Source organism: Flavobacterium fluviatile (assembly GCF_010645065.1).
GTDB classification, from domain to species: Bacteria; Bacteroidota; Bacteroidia; order Flavobacteriales; family Flavobacteriaceae; genus Flavobacterium; species Flavobacterium fluviatile.
Map to the genome: position 1 here is coordinate 21264 of NZ_JAADZW010000028.1, position 19800 is coordinate 41063.

Annotated in this window: 19 protein-coding genes, 1 tRNA gene and 1 pseudogene; 14 read left to right on the plus strand and 7 right to left on the minus strand. The window is 33.8% G+C overall.

Going from position 1 to position 19800, the window contains the following annotated elements; genetic code table 11:
- Nucleotides 1-8: 8 nt before the first annotated feature.
- A complete protein-coding gene (locus GXM17_RS19100) occupies nucleotides 9-611 on the minus strand; it encodes an HAD family hydrolase (RefSeq protein ID WP_163401143.1) in 603 nt (200 codons plus the stop codon).
- Nucleotides 604-1653: a bifunctional diaminohydroxyphosphoribosylaminopyrimidine deaminase/5-amino-6-(5-phosphoribosylamino)uracil reductase RibD gene (gene ribD / locus GXM17_RS19105; RefSeq protein WP_163401161.1), complete on the minus strand. Its 1050-nt coding sequence runs from the start codon at nucleotides 1651-1653 to the stop codon at nucleotides 604-606. The genes GXM17_RS19100 and ribD overlap by 8 nt, the downstream gene beginning before the upstream one ends.
- A 107-nt stretch (nucleotides 1654-1760) precedes the next feature.
- On the opposite strand from ribD, the gene GXM17_RS19110 reads away from it, so the two are divergent.
- Entirely contained in the window at nucleotides 1761-2246 is a 486-nt protein-coding gene (locus GXM17_RS19110) for a GNAT family N-acetyltransferase (RefSeq protein WP_163401144.1), read from the plus strand.
- Between the two features lie 84 nt (nucleotides 2247-2330).
- Entirely contained in the window at nucleotides 2331-3185 is an 855-nt protein-coding gene (prmC, locus tag GXM17_RS19115) for a peptide chain release factor N(5)-glutamine methyltransferase (RefSeq protein WP_163401145.1), read from the plus strand.
- A 56-nt stretch (nucleotides 3186-3241) separates the two neighbouring features.
- Here the strand turns inward: prmC and GXM17_RS19120 are convergent.
- Both GXM17_RS19120 and GXM17_RS19125 read right to left on the minus strand, forming a co-directional pair.
- Nucleotides 3242-3554: pseudogene (locus GXM17_RS19120) on the minus strand (GIY-YIG nuclease family protein).
- Between the two features lie 88 nt (nucleotides 3555-3642).
- Nucleotides 3643-4887, minus strand: a complete 1245-nt coding sequence (locus tag GXM17_RS19125) for an ABC transporter permease (protein WP_163401146.1) — start codon at nucleotides 4885-4887, stop codon at nucleotides 3643-3645.
- Nucleotides 4888-5661: 774 nt separating this feature from the next.
- Here GXM17_RS19125 and hisS point away from each other — a divergent pair.
- From hisS to GXM17_RS19180, 11 genes are all read left to right on the plus strand, one after another.
- Complete coding sequence (gene hisS / locus GXM17_RS19130; RefSeq protein ID WP_341872915.1) at nucleotides 5662-6948, plus strand: histidine--tRNA ligase; 1287 nt, start codon at nucleotides 5662-5664, stop codon at nucleotides 6946-6948.
- Between the two features lie 119 nt (nucleotides 6949-7067).
- Nucleotides 7068-7138 (plus strand) — tRNA-Trp (locus GXM17_RS19135).
- A gap of 353 nt (nucleotides 7139-7491) precedes the next feature.
- Nucleotides 7492-8070 (plus strand): nucleotide exchange factor GrpE, encoded by a 579-nt coding sequence (locus GXM17_RS19140; protein ID WP_163401148.1) that lies wholly within the window; start codon nucleotides 7492-7494, stop codon nucleotides 8068-8070.
- A 69-nt stretch (nucleotides 8071-8139) separates the two neighbouring features.
- On the plus strand, nucleotides 8140-9249 hold the full coding sequence (dnaJ, locus tag GXM17_RS19145) for a molecular chaperone DnaJ (RefSeq protein WP_163401149.1): 1110 nt from the start codon (nucleotides 8140-8142) through the stop codon (nucleotides 9247-9249).
- A 152-nt stretch (nucleotides 9250-9401) separates the two neighbouring features.
- Nucleotides 9402-10322, plus strand: coding sequence for an ABC transporter ATP-binding protein (locus tag GXM17_RS19150; RefSeq protein WP_163401150.1), 921 nt, complete (start codon nucleotides 9402-9404; stop codon nucleotides 10320-10322).
- Between the two features lie 111 nt (nucleotides 10323-10433).
- On the plus strand, nucleotides 10434-11738 hold the full coding sequence (locus GXM17_RS19155; RefSeq protein WP_163401151.1) for an ABC transporter permease: 1305 nt from the start codon (nucleotides 10434-10436) through the stop codon (nucleotides 11736-11738).
- Nucleotides 11739-11846: 108 nt separating this feature from the next.
- Nucleotides 11847-13010 carry a sigma-54-dependent transcriptional regulator gene (locus GXM17_RS19160; protein WP_163401152.1) on the plus strand — a complete coding sequence of 388 codons (1164 nt, stop codon included), beginning with the start codon at nucleotides 11847-11849 and terminating at the stop codon, nucleotides 13008-13010.
- 26 nt (nucleotides 13011-13036) lie between these two features.
- A complete protein-coding gene (locus tag GXM17_RS19165) occupies nucleotides 13037-13699 on the plus strand; it encodes a DEAD/DEAH box helicase (protein ID WP_163401153.1) in 663 nt (220 codons plus the stop codon).
- Between the two features lie 120 nt (nucleotides 13700-13819).
- On the plus strand, nucleotides 13820-14530 hold the full coding sequence (locus GXM17_RS19170) for an alpha/beta hydrolase (RefSeq protein WP_244307442.1): 711 nt from the start codon (nucleotides 13820-13822) through the stop codon (nucleotides 14528-14530).
- 32 nt (nucleotides 14531-14562) lie between these two features.
- The gene (locus tag GXM17_RS19175) at nucleotides 14563-14781 is read left to right on the plus strand and encodes a putative signal transducing protein (protein WP_163401155.1); all 219 of its coding nucleotides are present in this window, start codon (nucleotides 14563-14565) and stop codon (nucleotides 14779-14781) included.
- Nucleotides 14782-14877: 96 nt separating this feature from the next.
- A complete protein-coding gene (locus GXM17_RS19180) occupies nucleotides 14878-15669 on the plus strand; it encodes a Cof-type HAD-IIB family hydrolase (protein WP_244307443.1) in 792 nt (263 codons plus the stop codon).
- 78 nt (nucleotides 15670-15747) lie between these two features.
- Here the strand turns inward: GXM17_RS19180 and GXM17_RS19185 are convergent, their stop codons facing one another.
- A complete protein-coding gene (locus GXM17_RS19185; RefSeq protein ID WP_163401157.1) occupies nucleotides 15748-16272 on the minus strand; it encodes a hypothetical protein in 525 nt (174 codons plus the stop codon).
- 488 nt (nucleotides 16273-16760) lie between these two features.
- On the opposite strand from GXM17_RS19185, the gene mtaB reads away from it, so the two are divergent.
- Nucleotides 16761-18095, plus strand: a complete 1335-nt coding sequence (gene mtaB / locus GXM17_RS19190) for a tRNA (N(6)-L-threonylcarbamoyladenosine(37)-C(2))-methylthiotransferase MtaB (RefSeq protein WP_163401158.1) — start codon at nucleotides 16761-16763, stop codon at nucleotides 18093-18095.
- A gap of 79 nt (nucleotides 18096-18174) precedes the next feature.
- Here mtaB and GXM17_RS19195 read toward each other — a convergent pair whose 3' ends face one another.
- Nucleotides 18175-18684, minus strand: coding sequence for a hypothetical protein (locus GXM17_RS19195; protein ID WP_163401159.1), 510 nt, complete (start codon nucleotides 18682-18684; stop codon nucleotides 18175-18177).
- A gap of 89 nt (nucleotides 18685-18773) precedes the next feature.
- Nucleotides 18774-19490, minus strand: a complete 717-nt coding sequence (locus GXM17_RS19200) for a 3-ketoacyl-ACP reductase (RefSeq protein WP_163401160.1) — start codon at nucleotides 19488-19490, stop codon at nucleotides 18774-18776.
- Nucleotides 19491-19800 lie beyond the last annotated feature (310 nt).

The following is a 19800-nucleotide window of genomic DNA, read 5'->3' on the forward strand; positions in this document are numbered from 1 at the left end:
AGTGAATTCTAAAGTATTTGTTTTTCAAATAAATCCACAACATCTTCCTTGCCGACTTGTAAATTCCATACATGAAGGCCTAAGGCGGCAGCGGCATCTGTATTTTCCTTTTTGTCATCAATAAACAAAGTTCGTTTTGGTGATAATTCGTGTTTGTTGATAATATACTGGTAAGCTTCCGGATTTGGTTTTCTTTTTCCTATTTCAAATGAAAAATACACTTTTTCAAAACATTGATAAAAATCCCTGTAAAATGATATGCCGCTTTTGTTTTCGAAAGTTTCAATGTGAATTGAATCGGTGTTGCTTAATAGAAATAAGCGATATTTTTTTGAAAGCATTTGCAGGAATTCTAATCTGTATAAAGGGAAATCTGCCAGAACGGCATTCCAGGCTTCCAGAATTTCTTCAATTGTAGCATTTGGGAGCTGTTCCTGAAAACCTGCTAAAAAATCATCATGCGAAATATCTCCGGTTTCAAACAGCAGATTCAACCGGTCAAATTCTGAATTCCATTCGGTCATTCCTAACTTCTGTAATCCTGAAATAGTGGCTTCTTTATTTAAATTGATAAAAATGTCTCCAAAGTCAAAAATTATTGTATCAATCATGATTTCTAACGTATATTAATTCGTCGTTCTGAATGTAAGTTTTGGTTGTATTTTTCTTTTGGATAACCGGGGCTTCTATTCCTTTGTCAAAAGTGGTCTTTCCTGTAAAAATACGAGCTTCATCCCAAATATCCTGGTCGATGAAAGCCTGTAAAGTTTTTGAACCGCCTTCTATAATAACCGACTGGATCTGATTTTGATACAAAACAGCCAAAATTTGCGGTATAATAGTTTGATTAAAATCTATTACTATAAAGGTAGTGTTTTCTGTTGAAAGATTGGTTTCAGATTTGGTGAAAACCAGGGTTTTAGTGCTGTTGTCAAAAATAAAGCTGTCTTTTGGAATTCGGTTGTTTTGGTCCAAAATTATTCTCAAAGGATTGTTTCCTGACCAGTCTCTGGTGTTTAATTTTGGATTATCATCAATTACAGTTTGTGTACCCACTAAGATTGCCTGTTCTTCACTTCTCCATTTATGAACCAATTGTCTGGAGTAAGGATTAGTTATCCAGACAGGATGGCGTTCCTCATCAGATTGTTTTTCGGGTGCCAGAAAACCATCCTGAGTTTTAGCCCATTTTAAGATGATGTAAGGCCGCTTTTTGTTGTGAAAAGTAAAAAATCGCTTATTGAGTTCGTAACATTCATTTTCTAAAACACCAACAGTTACATTAGAACCGGATTCTATTATTTTTTTTATTCCCTTTCCCGCAACTTTTTCGTTTGGATCAACAGTGCCTACAACTACGTTCGGTATTTTATGTTCAATAATTAAATCACAGCAGGGAGGTGTTTTTCCAAAATGGCTGCAAGGTTCTAAACTCACATAAATGGTAGCGTTTTTTAATAGCGATTGGTCTTTTACAGACCGAATTGCATTGACTTCAGCGTGAGGTTCTCCGGCTTTTTTGTGCCAGCCTTCACCAATAATTTTGTTTTCGTAAACAATGACGCTTCCTACCATTGGATTTGGATAAGTGGTTCCAAAGCCATTTTGGGCCAGTTCAATGCAGCGTTTTATGTATTGTTCATGTTTATTCACACTGCAAAAGTAGTCATTTTTGAGTTTGAATCGAATGTTAATAGCTGAGTTGTGACACAATAGAAAAAGTATGTTTATTTTTGTGGAAGGCATAATGAATTTTAAAAATGGAAAACTGGACTATCAGAGAAATTAAAAAAGAAGACAATCAGGCGGTTGCCCAATTAATAAGGTCGGTTTTTGACGAAATGAAAATTCCGAAAACAGGAACAGCTTATGAAGATCCGTATTTGGATTTTATGTTTGAAGAATATAATAAGCCCCGGTCAATTTATTTTGTGGTCGAAAGTGAAGATGAAATTGCTGGTTGTTGCGGAATTGCACCTTTAGAAAATAGCGATTCGAACATTTGCGAATTGCAAAAGATGTATTTTTTGCCAAAAACGCGCGGATTGGGTATTGGAAGTAAAATGATGGAAAAGTGTTTAGAGCAGGCAAAAAGCTTTGGTTTTGAAAAATGTTATATAGAAACAATGCCTTTTATGCATGCAGCCCAAAAATTATACAAAAAATCTGGGTTTGTATATTTAGATGCTCCATTGGGATGTACAGGGCACAATTCCTGTCCGGTCTGGATGTTGAAAATATTGTAAAATACAATAGTAACAAATTTTATTTTACAATACTTATTTGTAGAATGCAGTTAAATTTACCAAAAAAAAAGCTTAAAATCCCAAATGAAAATCAAACAATACAGAACTCAATTTATCAAAGAACTTTCTTCATGGTATGATGCATATGAAGCAGAGAGTTTTTTTTATCTGATATTGGAAAATAAACATAAACTCAGGAAAATAGATCTGGCACTAAATCACGAATTAGCCTTTTCTTACGCTGATTTAGCAGTCTGGGATGCTTTTTTAAATGATTTAAAGAAAGAAGTTCCGATTCAGTATTTGCTGGGAAAAACGAGTTTTTACGGTTTGGATTTTGAAGTAAATGAAAATGTTTTGATTCCGAGACCTGAAACCGAAGAATTAGTCGAGTGGATAATTAATGAAAATAAGATCACTGACAAAACTAAAAAGTTAAAAATTCTGGATATCGGAACCGGAAGCGGCTGCATTGCGATTTCGCTGGCAAAAAATCTGCCAAATGCAGAAGTTTATGCTATGGACGTTTCGAAGAAAGCTATCGAAATGGCAAAAAGAAATGCAGGATATAACAATGTAAAAATAACTTTTATACTTAAGAGTGTGTTAGAATTAGAAATGCTGAAATCTAATTTTGATATAATTGTTTCAAATCCGCCCTATGTCCGCCATTTAGAAAAGCAGGAAATTAGGAAGAATGTTTTGGATTATGAACCTCACCTGGCACTTTTTGTAGATGATAATAATGCGTTGGTTTTTTATAGAAAAATTGCTGAATTAGCTCAGAAAAACCTTTTGCAGAAAGGACAATTGTATTTTGAAATCAATCAGTATTTAGGAAAGGAAATGACTGAATTACTGGAGAAAATGAATTTTAAAAACATTGAATTACGAAAAGATATTTATGATAATGATCGTATGATGAAGGGGGAAATTTAATTATATGTGATTCTGTAAAAGGATTTACGCTCAGTCTGTCATTCCGTAGGAATCTATTATTCAAAATGGGAATTCCAAAATTCTAAATTTGGGTTTATTTCTTTTATTAAATTAAGTTTTTTTTTCTCTTGAAATATTTTTGATTTCTTTTTCTCTTTCAATTGCTTATTGAATCCAGCTAAACTTTTCAAAATAAATTAAAAAGTGTGAGTTGTATTTTGCAGTAAAACTATTGGGATTTAGTTTGCTCTTATGTTGATATAAGCGCAATTTTAAATTATTGGTCACGCCTGTATATAAAACGGTTCTGTTTTTATTGGTTAGAATGTAAACATAAAAAGTATAGATTCCTTCTGTGTATTCAATCATTAGTTTTTAATCAAATAAGAATGAGATTCCTACGGAATGACAAACTGTGTGCGAAAATTTTAAAGAGAAAATCTGGAATTCTATAGATTTACTCATAACGCAAGGCCTCGATAGGGTCTAATTTAGAAGCTTTAATTGCGGGATATAAACCGGAAACTATAGCAACAGCAAAGCTGGTTCCGAATGCGGCAAAAATCGCCATCCACGGAATTACAAATGCAAAATTCATTATTCCTGCAAATCCGGCGCCAACCAGAATTCCTAATACGATTCCGACTAAACCGCCAATTTGTCCAATCAATAAAGTTTCGATAAAAAACTGTACAGAAATAGTGGCTTTTGTTGCTCCCAAAGCTTTGCGGACACCTATTTCGCGAGTACGTTCGGTAACCGAAACTATCATAATATTCATTAAAGCAATTGAGGAACCTAAAATAGTAATAATGCTTATGATCCATGCTGCCCAGCCTAAATATTGTGTAATTCCTAAGATTCTGTTGATTAAATCGTCACTTCGTCCAATACCAAAATTATTATCACGAACAGGACTTAGTTTACGGACCCTACGCATGCTGCTGGTGGCATTGTCAACGGCTTCATCTAAAAGTTCTTTTTTCGAAACCATAACGCTTATAGTATAATTGATGTTTGGAGCTGTGAATAAAGAGCGTGCTACCTGAATCGGAATCAGAACACGTAAATCCTGACTGTTTCCAAAAGTTGATCCTTTTTCTTTTAAAACGCCAATAACTTTAAAACGCGCACCTCTTATTGAAATAATTTTATCTATTGGATTGACATCCTTTAGTAAGCCTTTTTCGAAATCGGAACCTACAACACAGGAATACGTATTGTTGTCAATATCAAACTGATTAAAGCTTCGGCCCAAATTGATTTCTAAACCTGAGTTTCCTATGAAATGTTCATCAACGCCAACGATAGTGATTTCCGGATCTGTTTTTTGGTCTAAATATTTGACTTCGGCTTTTGAAGTCGCGGTAAACGAAAGTGAAGTTTCCGTAAAAGGGTATTTGTATTTGTTTTTGAAGGCAACCGCTTCGGGATATGAAATAATCGGGTTTACGATTTCACGTTCATTTCCGCCACGGTTTTTAACGGTGTTTTCGTACTGATTGATATTGAAAGTATTCGCTCCCATGGATGCAAAATTGGTAGAAACAGTGTTTTCAAGTGCTGTTACAACAGTCAAAATTCCAACTAAAGCTGTAATTCCGATAGCGATAATCAATACAGTAAGTATGGTTCGCAGCAATTGTGTTTTGATGGAACCAAAAGCAATTCGGATATTTTCTTTAAATAATTTTAGCATCATGACCAATTTGTCACGAAAATACGGTTTTTGTTACAAGTTTGTTTTCGAAGCTGTATTATTTATTTTAAAAAGTAAGATATTTGCAGGCGATTTTAAATTAAGTCGAAAGTTGGAAAGTCATAAAGCCTTAAAGGCGAAGTGTGAAAAATCAACAATCAAAAAATATATAAAAAATTCATTTTAAAGGTTTTGTATTTTAGTTTCAAAGAAATCTAAAATCTAAATCAGAAATCTAAAATAAAAAAGATGGCTTCAAAACCAAGTATTCCAAAAGGAACAAGAGATTTTTCGCCTGCAGAGGTGTCAAAACGACAATATATTATTCAGACAATAAAAACAAATTTTGAGAAATTTGGCTTTCATCCGATAGAAACTCCTTCGTTTGAAAATTCAGATACCTTAATGGGAAAATATGGAGAAGAAGGAGATCGTCTGATTTTTAAAATATTAAATTCAGGAGATTATTTTGGTGAACATAAGATAGTAATTACTAGTTTCCTTAAAGGAATTTTCAATTCTGCTGTAACCATATTATCAGATAAAATTAACGAAAACAAAAAAAATGATTTTCTAAATGATATAAGATCAAAATTTGATAATGAAATAAATGAAGAAAAACTTTTTAAGGTATATGAAGATACCCTTGATAAAGCTTATGAAGATGTTTTGAATGAGTTTATTTCAGAAGATTACATTGATGAATTGATAAATAAAATTAATGTTTTAAAGTCTGAAAATAAAATACAAAATTTTTATAGTGATGATTTTAGAGAAATGATTTTGGATGAAATAAAAACTTTTAAAGAGAGTAAAGTATTAAATCGAAAAATTTATAATGCGTTAGTTGACTGTGAAAGTTGTGATGTATTAAAAAATGAAATAATTAAAGATTTTGTTGATAGAAGAGTTTATAGGGTTTTAGGGATTTATTTTCATAGACTGGAGAGTAAAAAAATTACAAGTTTTATATCAGAAAAAGCTTTACGATATGATTTGACGGTTCCATTTGCTAGATATGTTGTCCAAAATCAAAATGATATTGTTTTTCCTTTTAAAAGATATCAGATTCAGCCAGTTTGGAGAGCTGATAAACCACAGAAAGGCCGTTTTAGAGAATTCTTTCAATGTGATGCCGATGTTGTAGGTTCAAAGTCATTATGGCAGGAAGTAGAGTTGGTACAATTATACGATACCGTTTTTACTTCTTTAGGATTAGAAGGTGTAACGATTAAAATTAACAACAGAAAAATTTTATCCGGGATTGCTGAGGTAATTGGCGCTTCTGATAAGTTAATCGATTTTACAGTTGCTTTAGATAAGCTTGATAAAATTGGTGAAGATGGGGTAAAAAAAGAAATGATTGAAAAAGGAATTTCTGAGGAAGCATTGACAAAGGTACAGCCCCTGTTCAGTTTTTCAGGAACTTTTGCAGATAAAATTGCGCAGCTTTCAGAATTGTTAACTTCATCTGAAGAAGGAATGAAAGGAGTTGAAGAACTTAAATTTATCTGCGACAATGTTGCAGTTTTAGGTCTTTCGACCGCGATTTTAGATTTAGATGTGACTTTGGCACGTGGATTAAATTATTACACAGGTGCTATTTTTGAAGTAGCAGCCCCAAAAACAGTTTCTATAGGTTCCATAGGCGGCGGCGGAAGATACGACGATCTGACCGGTATTTTCGGTTTGAAAAACATGAGCGGGGTTGGGATTTCTTTTGGATTAGACCGGATTTATCTCGTTTTGGAAGAATTAAAATTATTCCCTGAAACGGTTGCAGCAACTTCAAAAGCCTTGTTTATTAATTATGGAAATGCTGAGGCTTTATATGCTTCTCAGGCGATTCAGAAATTGAGAAAAGAAAATATAAAAGTAGAGTTGTATCCTGATAATGTAAAAGTAGGGAAACAATTTCAATATGCAGACAAACGTCTGATTCCGTTTGCAGTAATTGCAGGAGATCAGGAAATCGCTTCGAATTTGTATGCACTTAAAAATTTAGTGACAGGTGAGCAGGTTTCTGTTGATTTTGAAGGATTGAAAAATGCCTTGCTAGCTTAAAAGACTGTACTAAAGGTTTTTGTCTGGTATTGTCAGATTTAAAGTTTTTTCTTTTTAAATCTCTGTGTAAAATAGTTGCCGGAGAAGAAAAAATACTTTTATTTTGCCGACCTTAAGTTACGGGCGTAGTTCAAGGGTAGAATAGCGGTCTCCAAAACCGTTGATGGGGGTTCGAATCCCTCCGCCCGTGCAAAAAAAAATCAAATAATAGAAAGTTACTATTTACTAAAGACTTTTAGAGAGTTAAAGATAAAAAAAAAGCTTCGTCAATCAGGCGAAGCTTTTTTTAATATAAGGTAAACTTGAATTAATAATTTATATAAGCCGAGGCTAACCCTTAAATTCAAACTTTGATAGGTTGTGATTTTGATTTGGTTTCAGGCTCAAATATACAACAAACGAAAACGTAATAGTCTTAAAATTATACTAAATTTTTCTTTAAAAAAATTATAGATTTAAAAAGTTATAAGTTTTCAAAAATGACAATTTGACATTTTAGAAGATTTGGCAGTACTTTTGCAATCCAACAGAAAGAAATAAAAAATGAAGTTTAAAAATATTTTTAAAAATAAAAGTAACATGACTACGGAAAATACAGAATTCGATCAGGAATTAGATGATGCAACGATAGAGAATAACGCTAATGGAGAGCAATTAATTGTTGAAGAATTAAGTGTTGAGGAGCAGTTAGCTCAGGACTTGGCTAAAGAAAAAGATAAGTTTTTGAGATTATTTGCTGAATTTGAAAATTACAAAAAAAGAACTTCAAAAGAACGTATTGATCTGTTCAAAACTGCCAATCAGGAAGTTTTACTGGCGATGCTGCCTGTTTTGGATGATTTTGACAGAGCTGCTGTAGAAATCAACAAATCTGAAGATGAGAACCTTAAAAAGGGTGTAGAACTGATTCATGAAAAACTAAAAAGTACTTTAGTTGGAAAAGGATTAGAGCAGGTTGAAATTCAGGCTGGAGACGCCTTTAATGCAGATACTGCAGAGGCAATTACCCAAATCCCTGCGCCATCTGATAAACTAAAAGGAAAAATTGTTGATGTTATTGAAAAAGGATACAAATTAGGAGACAAAATCATTCGTTTCCCTAAAGTTGTTGTAGGAAACTAAAAATACAAAGAAGATTCTAAAAATTAGTTTTTAAATTGGAATTTGTAGTATTGGAATTTAACCTGAATTATGAAAAAAGATTTTTACGAAATACTGGGCATTTCAAAAAATGCTGATGCTGCCGAAATTAAAAAAGCATATCGAAAAAGTGCTTTAAAGTATCATCCCGATAAAAACCCGGGTGACAAAGAGGCAGAAGAAAACTTTAAACTTGCGGCAGAAGCTTATGAAGTTTTGAGTGATCCTCAGAAAAAAGCGAAGTATGACCAATACGGGCATCAGGCATTTGATGGTTCCGGCGGATTTGGAGGTGGTCACGGCGGTATGAATATGGATGATATTTTCAGCCAGTTTGGTGATATTTTTGGAGGTGGATTTGGCGGTTTCGGAGGCGGAGGCGGTGGTCCTCGTCGTGCGAAAGGAAGCAATCTTCGAATTAAAGTGAAACTGACTTTAGAAGAAATCGCAAATGGAGTTGAGAAGAAAGTAAAAGTAAAACGTAAGGTTCAGGCAAAAGGTGTAACTTACAAAACCTGCTCGACTTGTAACGGGCAAGGTCAGGTGATGCGTGTAACGAACACTATATTAGGCAGAATGCAATCTGCATCTACTTGTCCTACATGTGGTGGTTCCGGACAGATTCTTGATAAAAGACCTTCTGAAGCGGATGCTCAGGGAATGGTTCAGGAAGACGAAACAGTATCCATCAAAATTCCTGCAGGTGTAACCGACGGAATGCAGCTGAAAGTTTCAAACAAAGGAAACGATGCTCCCGGAAACAGCATTCCAGGAGATTTAATTGTTGCAATTGAAGAAGTTGAGCACGAATTCTTAAAACGTGAAGGCGAAAACGTTCATTACGATTTATATATCAGTTTTCCTGAAGCAGTTTTGGGAGTTTCAAAAGATATTGAGGCAATCAACGGAAAAGTTCGTATTAAACTGGAAGAAGGAATCCAGTCCGGGAAAATCTTAAGATTAAAAGGAAAGGGTATCCCAAGCTTAAACGGCTACGGTAATGGAGATTTATTAGTTCATGTAAACGTATGGACGCCAAAAACCCTGAACAAAGAACAAAAACAGTTCTTTGAAAATGCTTTAAATAATGAACATTTTGTTCCTAATCCTGAAAAATCAGAGAAATCATTTTTTGAAAAAGTGAAAGATATGTTTTCGTAATCTGAACTTTTTACAATGTTTATATAGTAAACCCATTTCGTAAAGGCGGAATGGGTTTTTTACTTAATAGTTCGCAGATTCATCCTGAATTATTTACTTTTACAGACGCAAAGCCACAATAGTCAAATTGACGCAGAAAATCTAAAAACCGCATGAGCAACTTACTCGAAGTACATAAAGTCGTAAAAAAATACGGTGACTATGTCGCGCTTAACGAAGTTTCATTAAATGTGCCCAAAGGCAGTATTTACGGATTATTAGGCCCAAATGGAGCCGGAAAAACTTCCCTTATTCGAATCATCAATCAAATTACATTGCCGGATAGTGGCGAAGTAATTTTGGATGGCGAAAGATTGCAGCCAAAACATGTGCAGACGATTGGCTATCTTCCGGAAGAAAGAGGGCTGTACAGTTCAATGAAAGTTGGCGAACAGTGCTTGTATCTCGCACAAATGAAAGGTCTCTCTAAGGATGAAGCCAAAAAACAACTTGATTATTGGTTCGACCGATTAGGAATTCAGGGCTGGTGGAACAAAAAAATCCAGGAACTTTCTAAAGGAATGGCGCAGAAAATCCAGTTTGTAGTTTGTGTTTTGCATAAACCAAAATTGCTGATTTTAGATGAGCCGTTCTCAGGATTTGATCCGGTAAATGCAAATGTTATTAAAGATGAAATCCTGGCATTGAAAGAACAAGGTTCAACCATTATTTTTTCAACGCACAGAATGGAAAGCGTTGAAGAACTTTGTGAAAATATTGCTTTAATACACAAATCAAATAAATTGATTGAAGGGAAAGTTGCTGATGTAAAACGCCAGTTTAGAACCAATAGTTTTGAAGTTGGAATCCTGACCAATAATGTGGAAGGCCTGATGTATGATATTACTCAGAAATTTACCGTTTCACCTGCTAATTTTAAATCTTTAAATGAAGATTTGAAATTAAATATCCAGATTGGAAATGCTTCTCCGAATGAATTATTGCATGTTCTGACACAGCGTGGTCAGGTAACGCATTTTGTAGAGAAAATCCCGAGTGTCAATGATATTTTTATTCAGACAGTAACTTCCTAGGTATTTGATCGTTAGACTACTTAGATTTCTAGAGTAAATTTAAGAGGTCAAAATATAATCTATAAGTCTAAAACGTCTAAGAAAGTCTGAAAATCTAATTAATCTAAAAAAATGAGTATAATTTCATTAATTATAAAAAGAGAATTTATCGCAAAAGTCCGTAATAAGTCTTTTGTTGTTATGACTTTTTTGAGTCCGTTATTATTTGTAGCAGTTGCCGGTTTTATTGGTTATCTGAGTTCAATGAAGGCGGAAACAAAACAAATTGGGATCCATGATGAGACAGGTCTATTTGCAGGTGATTTCGTAAAACAAAATAAAAAAGACTCAGAATTCCACTATCTGGATTTATCTAATATTGATGTAAAATTTTTAAAAGACAGTATTGTAAAGGAAAATCTGGATGGTCTGATCGTAATTCCAAAAGAAGATTTAGAAAATAAAACAGAATATATTTCCAACAACAGTCCAAGTATCAATTTTATTGAAAATACACAAGATATTATTGCCTCAAAAATCACAAAACTGAATTTGGAAAAAGCCCAACTGGATACCTTGGCCATTCAAAAAGCACAGGCAAATATTAATATTCATTTGGCTAAATCGTCAGGTGAAGAAAGTCTGAAAGGTTTGAACGAAATTAAAATTGCGATTGGAGGTGCTTTTGGTTATCTGATTATGATGTTTATCATCATCTATGGAAACATGGTAATGCGAAGCGTAATCGAAGAAAAGACAAACCGAATTATTGAAATTATCATTTCATCTGTAAAACCATTTCAGTTGATGATCGGGAAAATTGTAGGGACTTCACTTGCGGGATTATTACAATTTACGATATGGGCTATCATTGGATTGGGACTGATGTTTGCAGCTTCGGGTTTTTTTGGTGTAAATGTGGGACCAACAGCTAAAATACCACCTGAATTAATGCAATCTGCACAGCATGAACTTTCAGGCACAGCTCAAATGTATATAACAGAATTATGGAATTTACCTATTGCCGGCATTATAATTGGTTTTATAGTATATTTTATTGGAGGTTATTTTCTGTATAGTTCATTTTATGCAGCCATTGGAGCAGCAGTAGATAATCAGACTGATTCACAGCAATTTTTGTTGCCCATCATCATGCCGCTTATTTTGAGCGTTTATATTGGATTTTTCACAGTTGTAAATGATCCTCACGGAACTGTTGCGGTAATTTTTTCAATGATTCCGCTTACTTCGCCAATTGTTATGTTAATGCGTATTCCGTTTGGTGTGCCCTGGTGGCAAATAGCAATTTCGGTATTATTATTGTTTGCTACATTTTTCCTTGTTGTATGGTTCGCTGCAAAAATCTACCGTGTAGGTATTTTAATGTATGGCAAAAAACCAACATGGAAAGAATTGTATAAATGGCTAAAATATTAATTTTAAAGATGCTAAGGTTCTAAGGTGCTGAGATGCTAAGTTTTTTTAGTATCTTATAAAAAAAACTCAGAACCTTAGTAACTTAGAATCTTAGAACCTAAAAATAAAATGAGTAGGATACTAATTATAGAAGACGAAGCGGCAATCAGAAGAGTTTTGGTGAAAATTTTATCAGAAGAAAATGATTCGTATCAGGTGGATGAAGCTGAAGATGGTGTTGCCGGACTTGAAAAAATAAAAAACAACGACTACGATTTGGTTTTGTGCGATATCAAAATGCCAAAAATGGACGGTGTTGAGGTTTTGGAAGAAGTAAAAAAGATAAAACCAGAAATTCCTATGGTCATGATTTCCGGTCACGGTGATATGGAAACTGCGATACAGACGATGCGTTTGGGGGCTTTTGATTATATCTCGAAGCCGCCGGATTTGAACCGTTTGCTGAATACTGTTCGGAATGCCCTCGATAAAAAACAATTAGTAGCTGAAAATAAAATTCTGAAGAAAAAAGTCAGCAAAAACTACGAAATGATTGGAGACAGCGAGTCTATTAATCATATAAAAGTTATGATTGATAAAGTAGCTCCAACAGAAGCAAGAGTTTTAATTACCGGGCCAAACGGAACGGGTAAAGAATTGGTAGCGCATCAGTTACATGAAAAAAGTGAGCGCTCTGGTTTTCCTTTAATTGAAGTAAATTGTGCAGCTATTCCAAGTGAATTGATCGAAAGTGAATTGTTCGGACACGTAAAAGGTGCGTTTACATCGGCAGTAAAAGATCGTGCCGGAAAGTTTGAAGCAGCAGATAAAGGAACCATTTTTCTGGATGAGATTGGAGACATGAGTCTTTCGGCTCAGGCCAAAGTTTTGCGCGCATTACAAGAAAGTATGATTACAAGGGTTGGTGCAGATAAAGACATTAAAGTTGATGTTCGTGTTGTTGCCGCAACTAATAAAGACTTGAAAACAGAAATTGCAGAGGGCCGTTTTCGTGAAGATTTATACCATCGTCTGGCAGTAATTTTAATAAAAGTGCCGCCACTTAATGAAAGACGTGATGATATTCCGGCCCTGATTTCGCATTTTGCAGAAAAAATTGCTTCGGAACAAGGAAACGCTGTGAAGGTATTTTCAGCACAAGCCATAAAATTATTACAGGAATACGACTGGACAGGCAATATTCGTGAACTTCGAAATGTAGTTGAAAGACTGATTATTTTAGGTAGCAACGAAATTTCTGAAACGGATGTGAAAATGTTTGCAAGCAAGTAAATGCTTCGCGCTTAAAGCTCAAAAAGATGAAACTAAAAAAAATAAACGAAAAGTTACAGGATGGTTTAATTGAAAATGGTTTGACAGAAGCAAATGCCTTGCAGATGGAAACTTTTTCTACAATTAAAAGCGGAGCTGATGCCATTATTGTTTCTCCAAAAGGAAGTGGAAAAACAACTACAATAGTTTTAAATGTGATTCAGCAATTGGCAGGAAAAGCCGAAGAATCACCACGTGCTCTCATCATTGTTGAAGATAAAGAAAAGGTTTTGGCAATGGAAGAACTTTTCGCGAAATACGGAAAATATACCAATCTTGAAGTGTATGGTGTTCATGATAAAGGAGACATGGATTACGATAAAAACTATGTTTCTACCGGAATCGATGTTTTAATAGGAACTCCAACGAAACTGAGTGATATGTTTTCGACTGCGGGATATAATGTAAATCGTTTAAGAATGTTTATTCTGGATGATGCAGATCCTATTTTGAAATTGCGTCACGAAACTAAGATTATGCGTATTTCAAACAGTATTGCTAAAACACAACGTTTAATTTTTACTGAAAACCTGACAGAACGGATCGAAATCCTGGCTGATAAAATGCTGTTGGAGCCTTATTTCTTCGATATGGATGAGGAAGGGGAAGAGGAACTAGATGAAGAAGAGGATCAAATAGAAGAAGAATAGAGATTTACGATATCTATGGAAATAATAAAAACACTTAAATTTTTAATGATTGTACTTTTGGCTTTTTTCGTTGTAATTTATTTAATTATTGTTTCTTACATATATTTTAATCAGACAGGAATGATTTTTCAAAATGCTGCTCTTCCTAAAGAGTATCAGTTTGAATATAAGAGTGAATTTGAAGAGTTAAATATTAAGTCTTTTGACGGTGTAAATCTTCATGGATTATTATTTAAGGCGGAGCATTCTAAAGGTTTGGTTTTTTATCTTCATGGAAATGCCGGTACACTTGAAACCTGGGGAAATATTTCTAAAATTTATACTTCATTAGGATATGATATTTTTATTTTGGATTACCGGAGTTTTGGAAAAAGTGAAGGCGAGATACTAAATGAAGATCAATTAAATAAGGATGTCGCAACGGTTTATAAAGCAATGAAGCAAAGATATTCAGAAGATAAAATTATCATTACAGGTTATTCCATCGGCTCAGGTTTAGCTGCAATTTTAGCTTCAGAAAACAAATCAAAAGCCTTAATTCTGCAATCTCCTTATTATAGTTTTGCAGAATTATCAGGCAGTAGAGTTCCGTTTTTTCCTGATTTCATGAAGAAATTTCACTTAGAAACTTTTAGATATTTACCAAAAGTAAAAGCGCCGGTTTATATTTTTCACGGAACAGACGATCAATTAATTTCTTTTGATAATTCTGTTCGGCTAAAGAACATTTTAAAATCAAAAGCCAATTTTTATCCTTTGAAAAATCAGGGTCATGTGGGTGTAAATGAGAATGATAATTTTCAAAATCAGCTAAAAATAATTTTACAATAAAGAATAAAAAATAATAATAAAAATAAAATGTCATGGGATTAATGAAAGCGTTTTCAGGAAGCGAAGTATTAGCAATTGCTTTGCAGGAAAGATTAGAAGCAGCTGGTGTAGAAACGGTAAAAAAAGACAATATCCAATCCGCAAGATTAGCCGGATTTGGGCAAACCGATTTAGCTGTTGAAATTTTTATTGAGGAAACCGATTTTGCAAAGGCAAATCCGGTTATCGAGGAATTTAGAATGAGTATTTAAATAGTTTTTTAGTCCCTGGTTCTTAGTCCTCAGCAACTAAGTGCAAAATAAGACTGGGGACTAAGGACTAAGAACTAAGAAAAAATGCAATACAAAATGTTAGTACTCGACATGGATGATACCTTGTTGACAGATGATCATAAAATTTCGGACTTAAATAAAAAAGTACTTCTTGAAGCGCAGGCAAAAGGCGTTTATGTGGTTTTGGCTTCCGGACGTCCAACATCTGCGATGACAGCTTTCGCTAAAGAATTGGAGTTAGATTTAAACGACTCCTATATTATTTCGTTTAATGGGGCTGTAATCAGTACGGTGAAAGACGATCTTATCTTATTTGAACAATGTTTAACACCCGAACAAATTCATGAATTATACGATTACAGTATAAAAATGAAAACGCATATTATCACCTATCTCAACGGTGAGATTGTAAGTGAAACCGATTCTGAGTATATTGAAATAGAAAAAGACATTACCGGATTGCCACATAACAAAGTTTCTGATTTTAAAGCAGCAGTTACAAAGCCGGCTGTAAAATGTATTTTGCTGGAAGAGCCTTCGTATTTGAAAGAAGTTGAGAAAGACCTAAAGACTGCAATGCCACACCTGAGTGTTGCTATGTCAAAACCATTCTTCCTGGAAGCAGCACAATTCGGAATTGATAAAGCAGCAAGTATAAAAATATTGGCAGAGAAATTAAACATCCATCAAAGCGAAATTATTGCTGTCGGAAATGCTGGAAATGATCTCACTATGATTGAATATGCCGGTTTAGGGGTTTGGGTTGATAATGTAACTCCGGAGTTGCGTGATAAGGCAAATGTAATTGTGGCATCAAATAATGATGATGGTGTTGCTGAAGTTGTTCAGCGTTATATATTGGTCTGATTATAGCAATTTTAAGCAATAAAAAAATCCGAAATTTAATCTTTAAATTTCGGATTTATATTTTATAAATTCCCTGAATTATTTTTTCGCTACAGAAACAAAATATTTATTTCCGTCACCCATAGTTAATTTTACGCGCTCATCACAAAGATCGATCGCAAAATTCTCGCTTTCATAACAGCTGCAGGTTGTGTTTTTGTCTTTAGACATTTCAGTTTTACAGTTGTTATTTTTGAATGTTGCCAATTGCGGAGTGTATAAACTTACCAAATCAGTAGAGGCAGTAACAAGCGAAATAATACTTGCCGAATTGGTATTGGTAATTCTGTAAACGATTCTGTCAGTATAATTAACTTCATTGACAACCACTTTTCTGATATAAGTATAAGCAGTAGATCCATCTCCCGGTTCTTTTACTTCAAATTTAAATCCGACAGCACGAATTGCAATGTCAAATTTTTGTTGAGAGTTAAAACTGGCCCACGTAGTAAGTGTGCTGATTGTTGGAAACGGATTTAAATTTGCAGCAGGGGTGTTTGTTTGTGCCTGTGCACTAAAAATAGTTAAGAACATTAAGCAGATTGTGGGGAAAAATGCTTTCATATAGTTTTATAAGTTTAAAATTTGCCTACTCTAATTTGGTTTTCGGCTTTCCCATTGTTTTCAATTTGAAATTTTAAAACGCTTTATATGCAATAAAATTATATTAAGTTTTTAATTTTCTTTTGTCAAATTTCTTTGGTGTGAATTTAAGTTTAAAATTTACTTCAGCAAAGAAAAATGTAAGAAATTTTTAATTTTATAATTAATTTTGTGTATTTAGTCGGATTTATTTGCTTTTTGTCGATTTTTTCTTTCAATTTTTAATTTCCTCCATCTTTAATCCTGACTTCGGAAATAGCATCCGTTTGAACGTAACTAATTTTTATTCTGTCTCTTAATTTAGATAAATAAATACTTGTCTGATTCAACATGTTGATTTATAATCTATTATTGATTTTCTTTTAAAGAAATTTGTGTGTAAATTTGCAAACCCTTCAATTGAAGATGTAAATATAATAATCTTACTACTTAAAACGTAGTGTATTCCTATGGAAAATAGAAAAAAAGTTGCTTTTTATACGCTTGGATGCAAACTGAATTTTTCAGAAACATCAACAATTGCCAGAAATTTTAATGATGAAGGTTTTGACAGAGTAGATTTTGAAGAAGTTGCAGATATATATGTTATTAATACCTGTTCTGTAACAGAAAATGCCGACAAGCAATTTAAGCAGGTAGTAAAAAAAGCAATGAAACTTAATGATAAGGCTTTTGTTGCTGCTGTAGGATGTTATGCCCAATTGAAACCGGAGGAATTAGCAGCGGTAGATGGTGTCGATTTAGTTCTGGGAGCAACTGAAAAATTTAAAATTACCGATTATATTCATGACCTGAGCAAAAACGATATGGGTGAGGTTCATTCATGTGAAATTGCTGAAGCTGATTTTTATGTTGGCAGTTATTCAATTGGTGACAGAACCCGCGCTTTTTTGAAGGTTCAGGATGGCTGTGATTATAAATGTACCTATTGTACAATTCCGTTAGCCCGCGGAATTTCAAGAAGTGACGCTCTGGAAAATGTTTTAAAAAATGCCAAAGAAATTTCTGCTCAGGACATTAAAGAAATCGTTTTAACAGGAGTAAATATAGGGGATTACGGAAAAGGGGAGTTCGGGAACAAAAAACACGAGCACACTTTCTTAGACTTAGTGCAGGCTTTGGATAAAGTGGAAGGAATCGAGCGTTTACGAATTTCATCAATCGAGCCTAATTTACTGAAAAATGAAACAATTGAGTTCGTTTCAAAAAGCCGCACTTTTGTACCGCATTTTCATATTCCTTTGCAATCCGGAAGTAACGATATTTTGAAATTAATGAAACGCCGCTATTTGCGTGAAGTTTATACAGACCGTGTAAATAAAATTCGTGAAGTAATGCCGCATGCCTGTATTGGTGTTGATGTTATTGTGGGTTTTCCGGGCGAAACAGACGAACATTTCTTAGAAACATATCATTTTCTGAGTGAAATGGATATTTCGTACTTACACGTTTTTACTTATTCTGAAAGAGATAATACCGAAGCTGCTGATATGCCGGGTATTGTTCCTGCTAATATAAGAGCAAAACGAAGTAAAATGCTCCGGGGCTTATCTGTTAAAAAACGCCGTGCTTTTTATGAAAGCCAGTTAGGAACCAACAGAACTGTTTTGTTTGAAGGTGAAAATAAAGAAGGCTATATTCATGGTTTTACAGAAAACTATGTAAAAGTAAAAACACCGTGGAATCCGGAATTGGTTAATACTTTGCATGAAATTAATTTAACTAAAATTGATGAAGACGGAAGCGTTCGTCTGGAGTTTTTAAACAAAATGGCAGAAGTATAGTTTTAAAGATAGCTGCATTGACAAAAAATATTAAAGCCCTTTCATTTTTTTGAAGGGCTTTATTGTTTTATATGAATTCCTATTTGTTGTTTTCTTCCGAAACCAATTTTAACGAATTGATATAATCTGAATCAAATTCAATAACTCTTATTTTTTCAGGGTTAAAACTGAGTTCACCGCCAAAGGAACCTCTGATATCAAGGAAGTCAATTGTCAGTATTTCTTCGTTCACTTCAATAAGTTTGCCTAAATAAACCGATTTAGGAGATTTTTTTACAATCTGAAAAATACCATATTTGTTGCTGATGTAATTCAGAATTGTACTAAGATCCTTAATCGGAATAATGTCTTCGGCGTTTGTTTTTAAACCTTTCAGTCGGATCACCTTTTCGTTGAAAGCCAGTTCTTCATCTCTTTCGATTGCTTCGATATTTTTGTTTTTTAATATCACAAAACCATCAAGTATAAAATCGACTGGATTGTTTTTAAGTAAAATCCAGTCATCTGAGTAATCAATTAAAAAACCGGTAAAGATTTCTTTTTTATCTGTAAATGCAATTGAAACCAATTGTCTTAAATATTGCTCCATTAGAATTCATTTAAAAATTTCAATAGTGAAATTCCAAATACCAAAATACATAATTGGAATTTGTGATTTCAAATATTGTGATATTGTGTTTAAGGATTAGTGGACCAGATGCTGCTGTTTTTGATAAATACCCTTCGGTTTAGCTTGAGTTGTGCAATTATAAGTTCTGCAAGATCTTCTGACTGCATTACTTTTTCGGGATTGCCATCAGTAAGGTTTAAATCTTTTGCCATATCAGTAGCAACCGTACTTGGTGTTAAAGCAGTAACTCGAATATTGTGTTTTCTAAGTTCCTGCATCAGAGAGTCTGTTAAACCAAGAACGGCAAATTTAGAGGCACTATAGGCACTCGTTAAGGCATTTCCGTTTAATCCGGCTGTTGACGAAATATTAATGATGTCACCTGTTTGTCTTTCAATCATGTTAGGCAGAACAGCACGGGTGGTGTAATAAGTTCCCATTAAGTTCACCTGAATAATTTTCTCCCATTCGGCAGGTTCTAATTCCAGAAATTTTCCAAAAGAAGCAATTCCTGCATTATTGATTAAAATATCAATGGTTTTAAATTCTGCTAAAGCTTTTTCTACTGCTGTATTTACGGAATTAATGTCTGCAACATCTGCAGTTAGTGCTAATGACTTAACTCCGAAGTTTTCAATTTTTACTGCTAATTGTTCAACGTCTAACTGTGTTCTTGACAGTAAAATTACGTTTACACCCTCTTTTGCCAGGGCAATTGCAATAGCTTTTCCAATTCCTTTACCGGCTCCTGTAATCAGGGCATTTTTATTTTTTAAGTTTGTCATGAGTGTCGTTTTTTAGAAATGCAAAGGCATCTGTTCAGTACTACAAAAATACAGTTTTTGCTTACCAAAAAGATGCTTTTTTATTTTCTTAATCTAAGTTTAACAGCTTTTATTTATTCTGTTTTTTTACATTTAGCAGATTTTTTTAGAAGCTATTTACTTCGTCAGTTCGCTATCGCTCGTGCAATGTCATTAAGTTAACGTCAGTTCGAGTGATTTTTAATCATAATGCTATAGCTTTATTATTAAAAATTGTATCGAGAAGCTTTCTAATACTAAGGTTCTCGATACATTTTCTTTAAAAAAGCTA

Excerpts from the sequence above, each read along its gene's own strand:
- GXM17_RS19160 (WP_163401152.1), top strand. The coding sequence starts at position 11,847 with ATGAGTAGGATACTAATTATAGAAGACGAAGCGGCAATCAGAAGAGTT.
- GXM17_RS19200 (WP_163401160.1), bottom strand. The coding sequence starts at position 19,490 with ATGACAAACTTAAAAAATAAAAATGCCCTGATTACAGGAGCCGGTAAA.
- GXM17_RS19195 (WP_163401159.1), bottom strand. The coding sequence starts at position 18,684 with ATGGAGCAATATTTAAGACAATTGGTTTCAATTGCATTTACAGATAAA.
- GXM17_RS19155 (WP_163401151.1), top strand. The coding sequence starts at position 10,434 with ATGAGTATAATTTCATTAATTATAAAAAGAGAATTTATCGCAAAAGTC.
- GXM17_RS19125 (WP_163401146.1), bottom strand. The coding sequence starts at position 4,887 with ATGATGCTAAAATTATTTAAAGAAAATATCCGAATTGCTTTTGGTTCC.
- GXM17_RS19140 (WP_163401148.1), top strand. The coding sequence starts at position 7,492 with ATGAAGTTTAAAAATATTTTTAAAAATAAAAGTAACATGACTACGGAA.
- prmC (WP_163401145.1), top strand. The coding sequence starts at position 2,331 with ATGAAAATCAAACAATACAGAACTCAATTTATCAAAGAACTTTCTTCA.
- hisS (WP_341872915.1), top strand. The coding sequence starts at position 5,662 with ATGATTTTGGATGAAATAAAAACTTTTAAAGAGAGTAAAGTATTAAAT.
- mtaB (WP_163401158.1), top strand. The coding sequence starts at position 16,761 with ATGGAAAATAGAAAAAAAGTTGCTTTTTATACGCTTGGATGCAAACTG.
- GXM17_RS19170 (WP_244307442.1), top strand. The coding sequence starts at position 13,820 with ATGATTTTTCAAAATGCTGCTCTTCCTAAAGAGTATCAGTTTGAATAT.
- GXM17_RS19110 (WP_163401144.1), top strand. The coding sequence starts at position 1,761 with ATGGAAAACTGGACTATCAGAGAAATTAAAAAAGAAGACAATCAGGCG.
- GXM17_RS19165 (WP_163401153.1), top strand. The coding sequence starts at position 13,037 with ATGAAACTAAAAAAAATAAACGAAAAGTTACAGGATGGTTTAATTGAA.
- GXM17_RS19175 (WP_163401155.1), top strand. The coding sequence starts at position 14,563 with ATGGGATTAATGAAAGCGTTTTCAGGAAGCGAAGTATTAGCAATTGCT.
- GXM17_RS19185 (WP_163401157.1), bottom strand. The coding sequence starts at position 16,272 with ATGAAAGCATTTTTCCCCACAATCTGCTTAATGTTCTTAACTATTTTT.
- GXM17_RS19100 (WP_163401143.1), bottom strand. The coding sequence starts at position 611 with ATGATTGATACAATAATTTTTGACTTTGGAGACATTTTTATCAATTTA.
- GXM17_RS19150 (WP_163401150.1), top strand. The coding sequence starts at position 9,402 with ATGAGCAACTTACTCGAAGTACATAAAGTCGTAAAAAAATACGGTGAC.
- GXM17_RS19180 (WP_244307443.1), top strand. The coding sequence starts at position 14,878 with ATGTTAGTACTCGACATGGATGATACCTTGTTGACAGATGATCATAAA.
- dnaJ (WP_163401149.1), top strand. The coding sequence starts at position 8,140 with ATGAAAAAAGATTTTTACGAAATACTGGGCATTTCAAAAAATGCTGAT.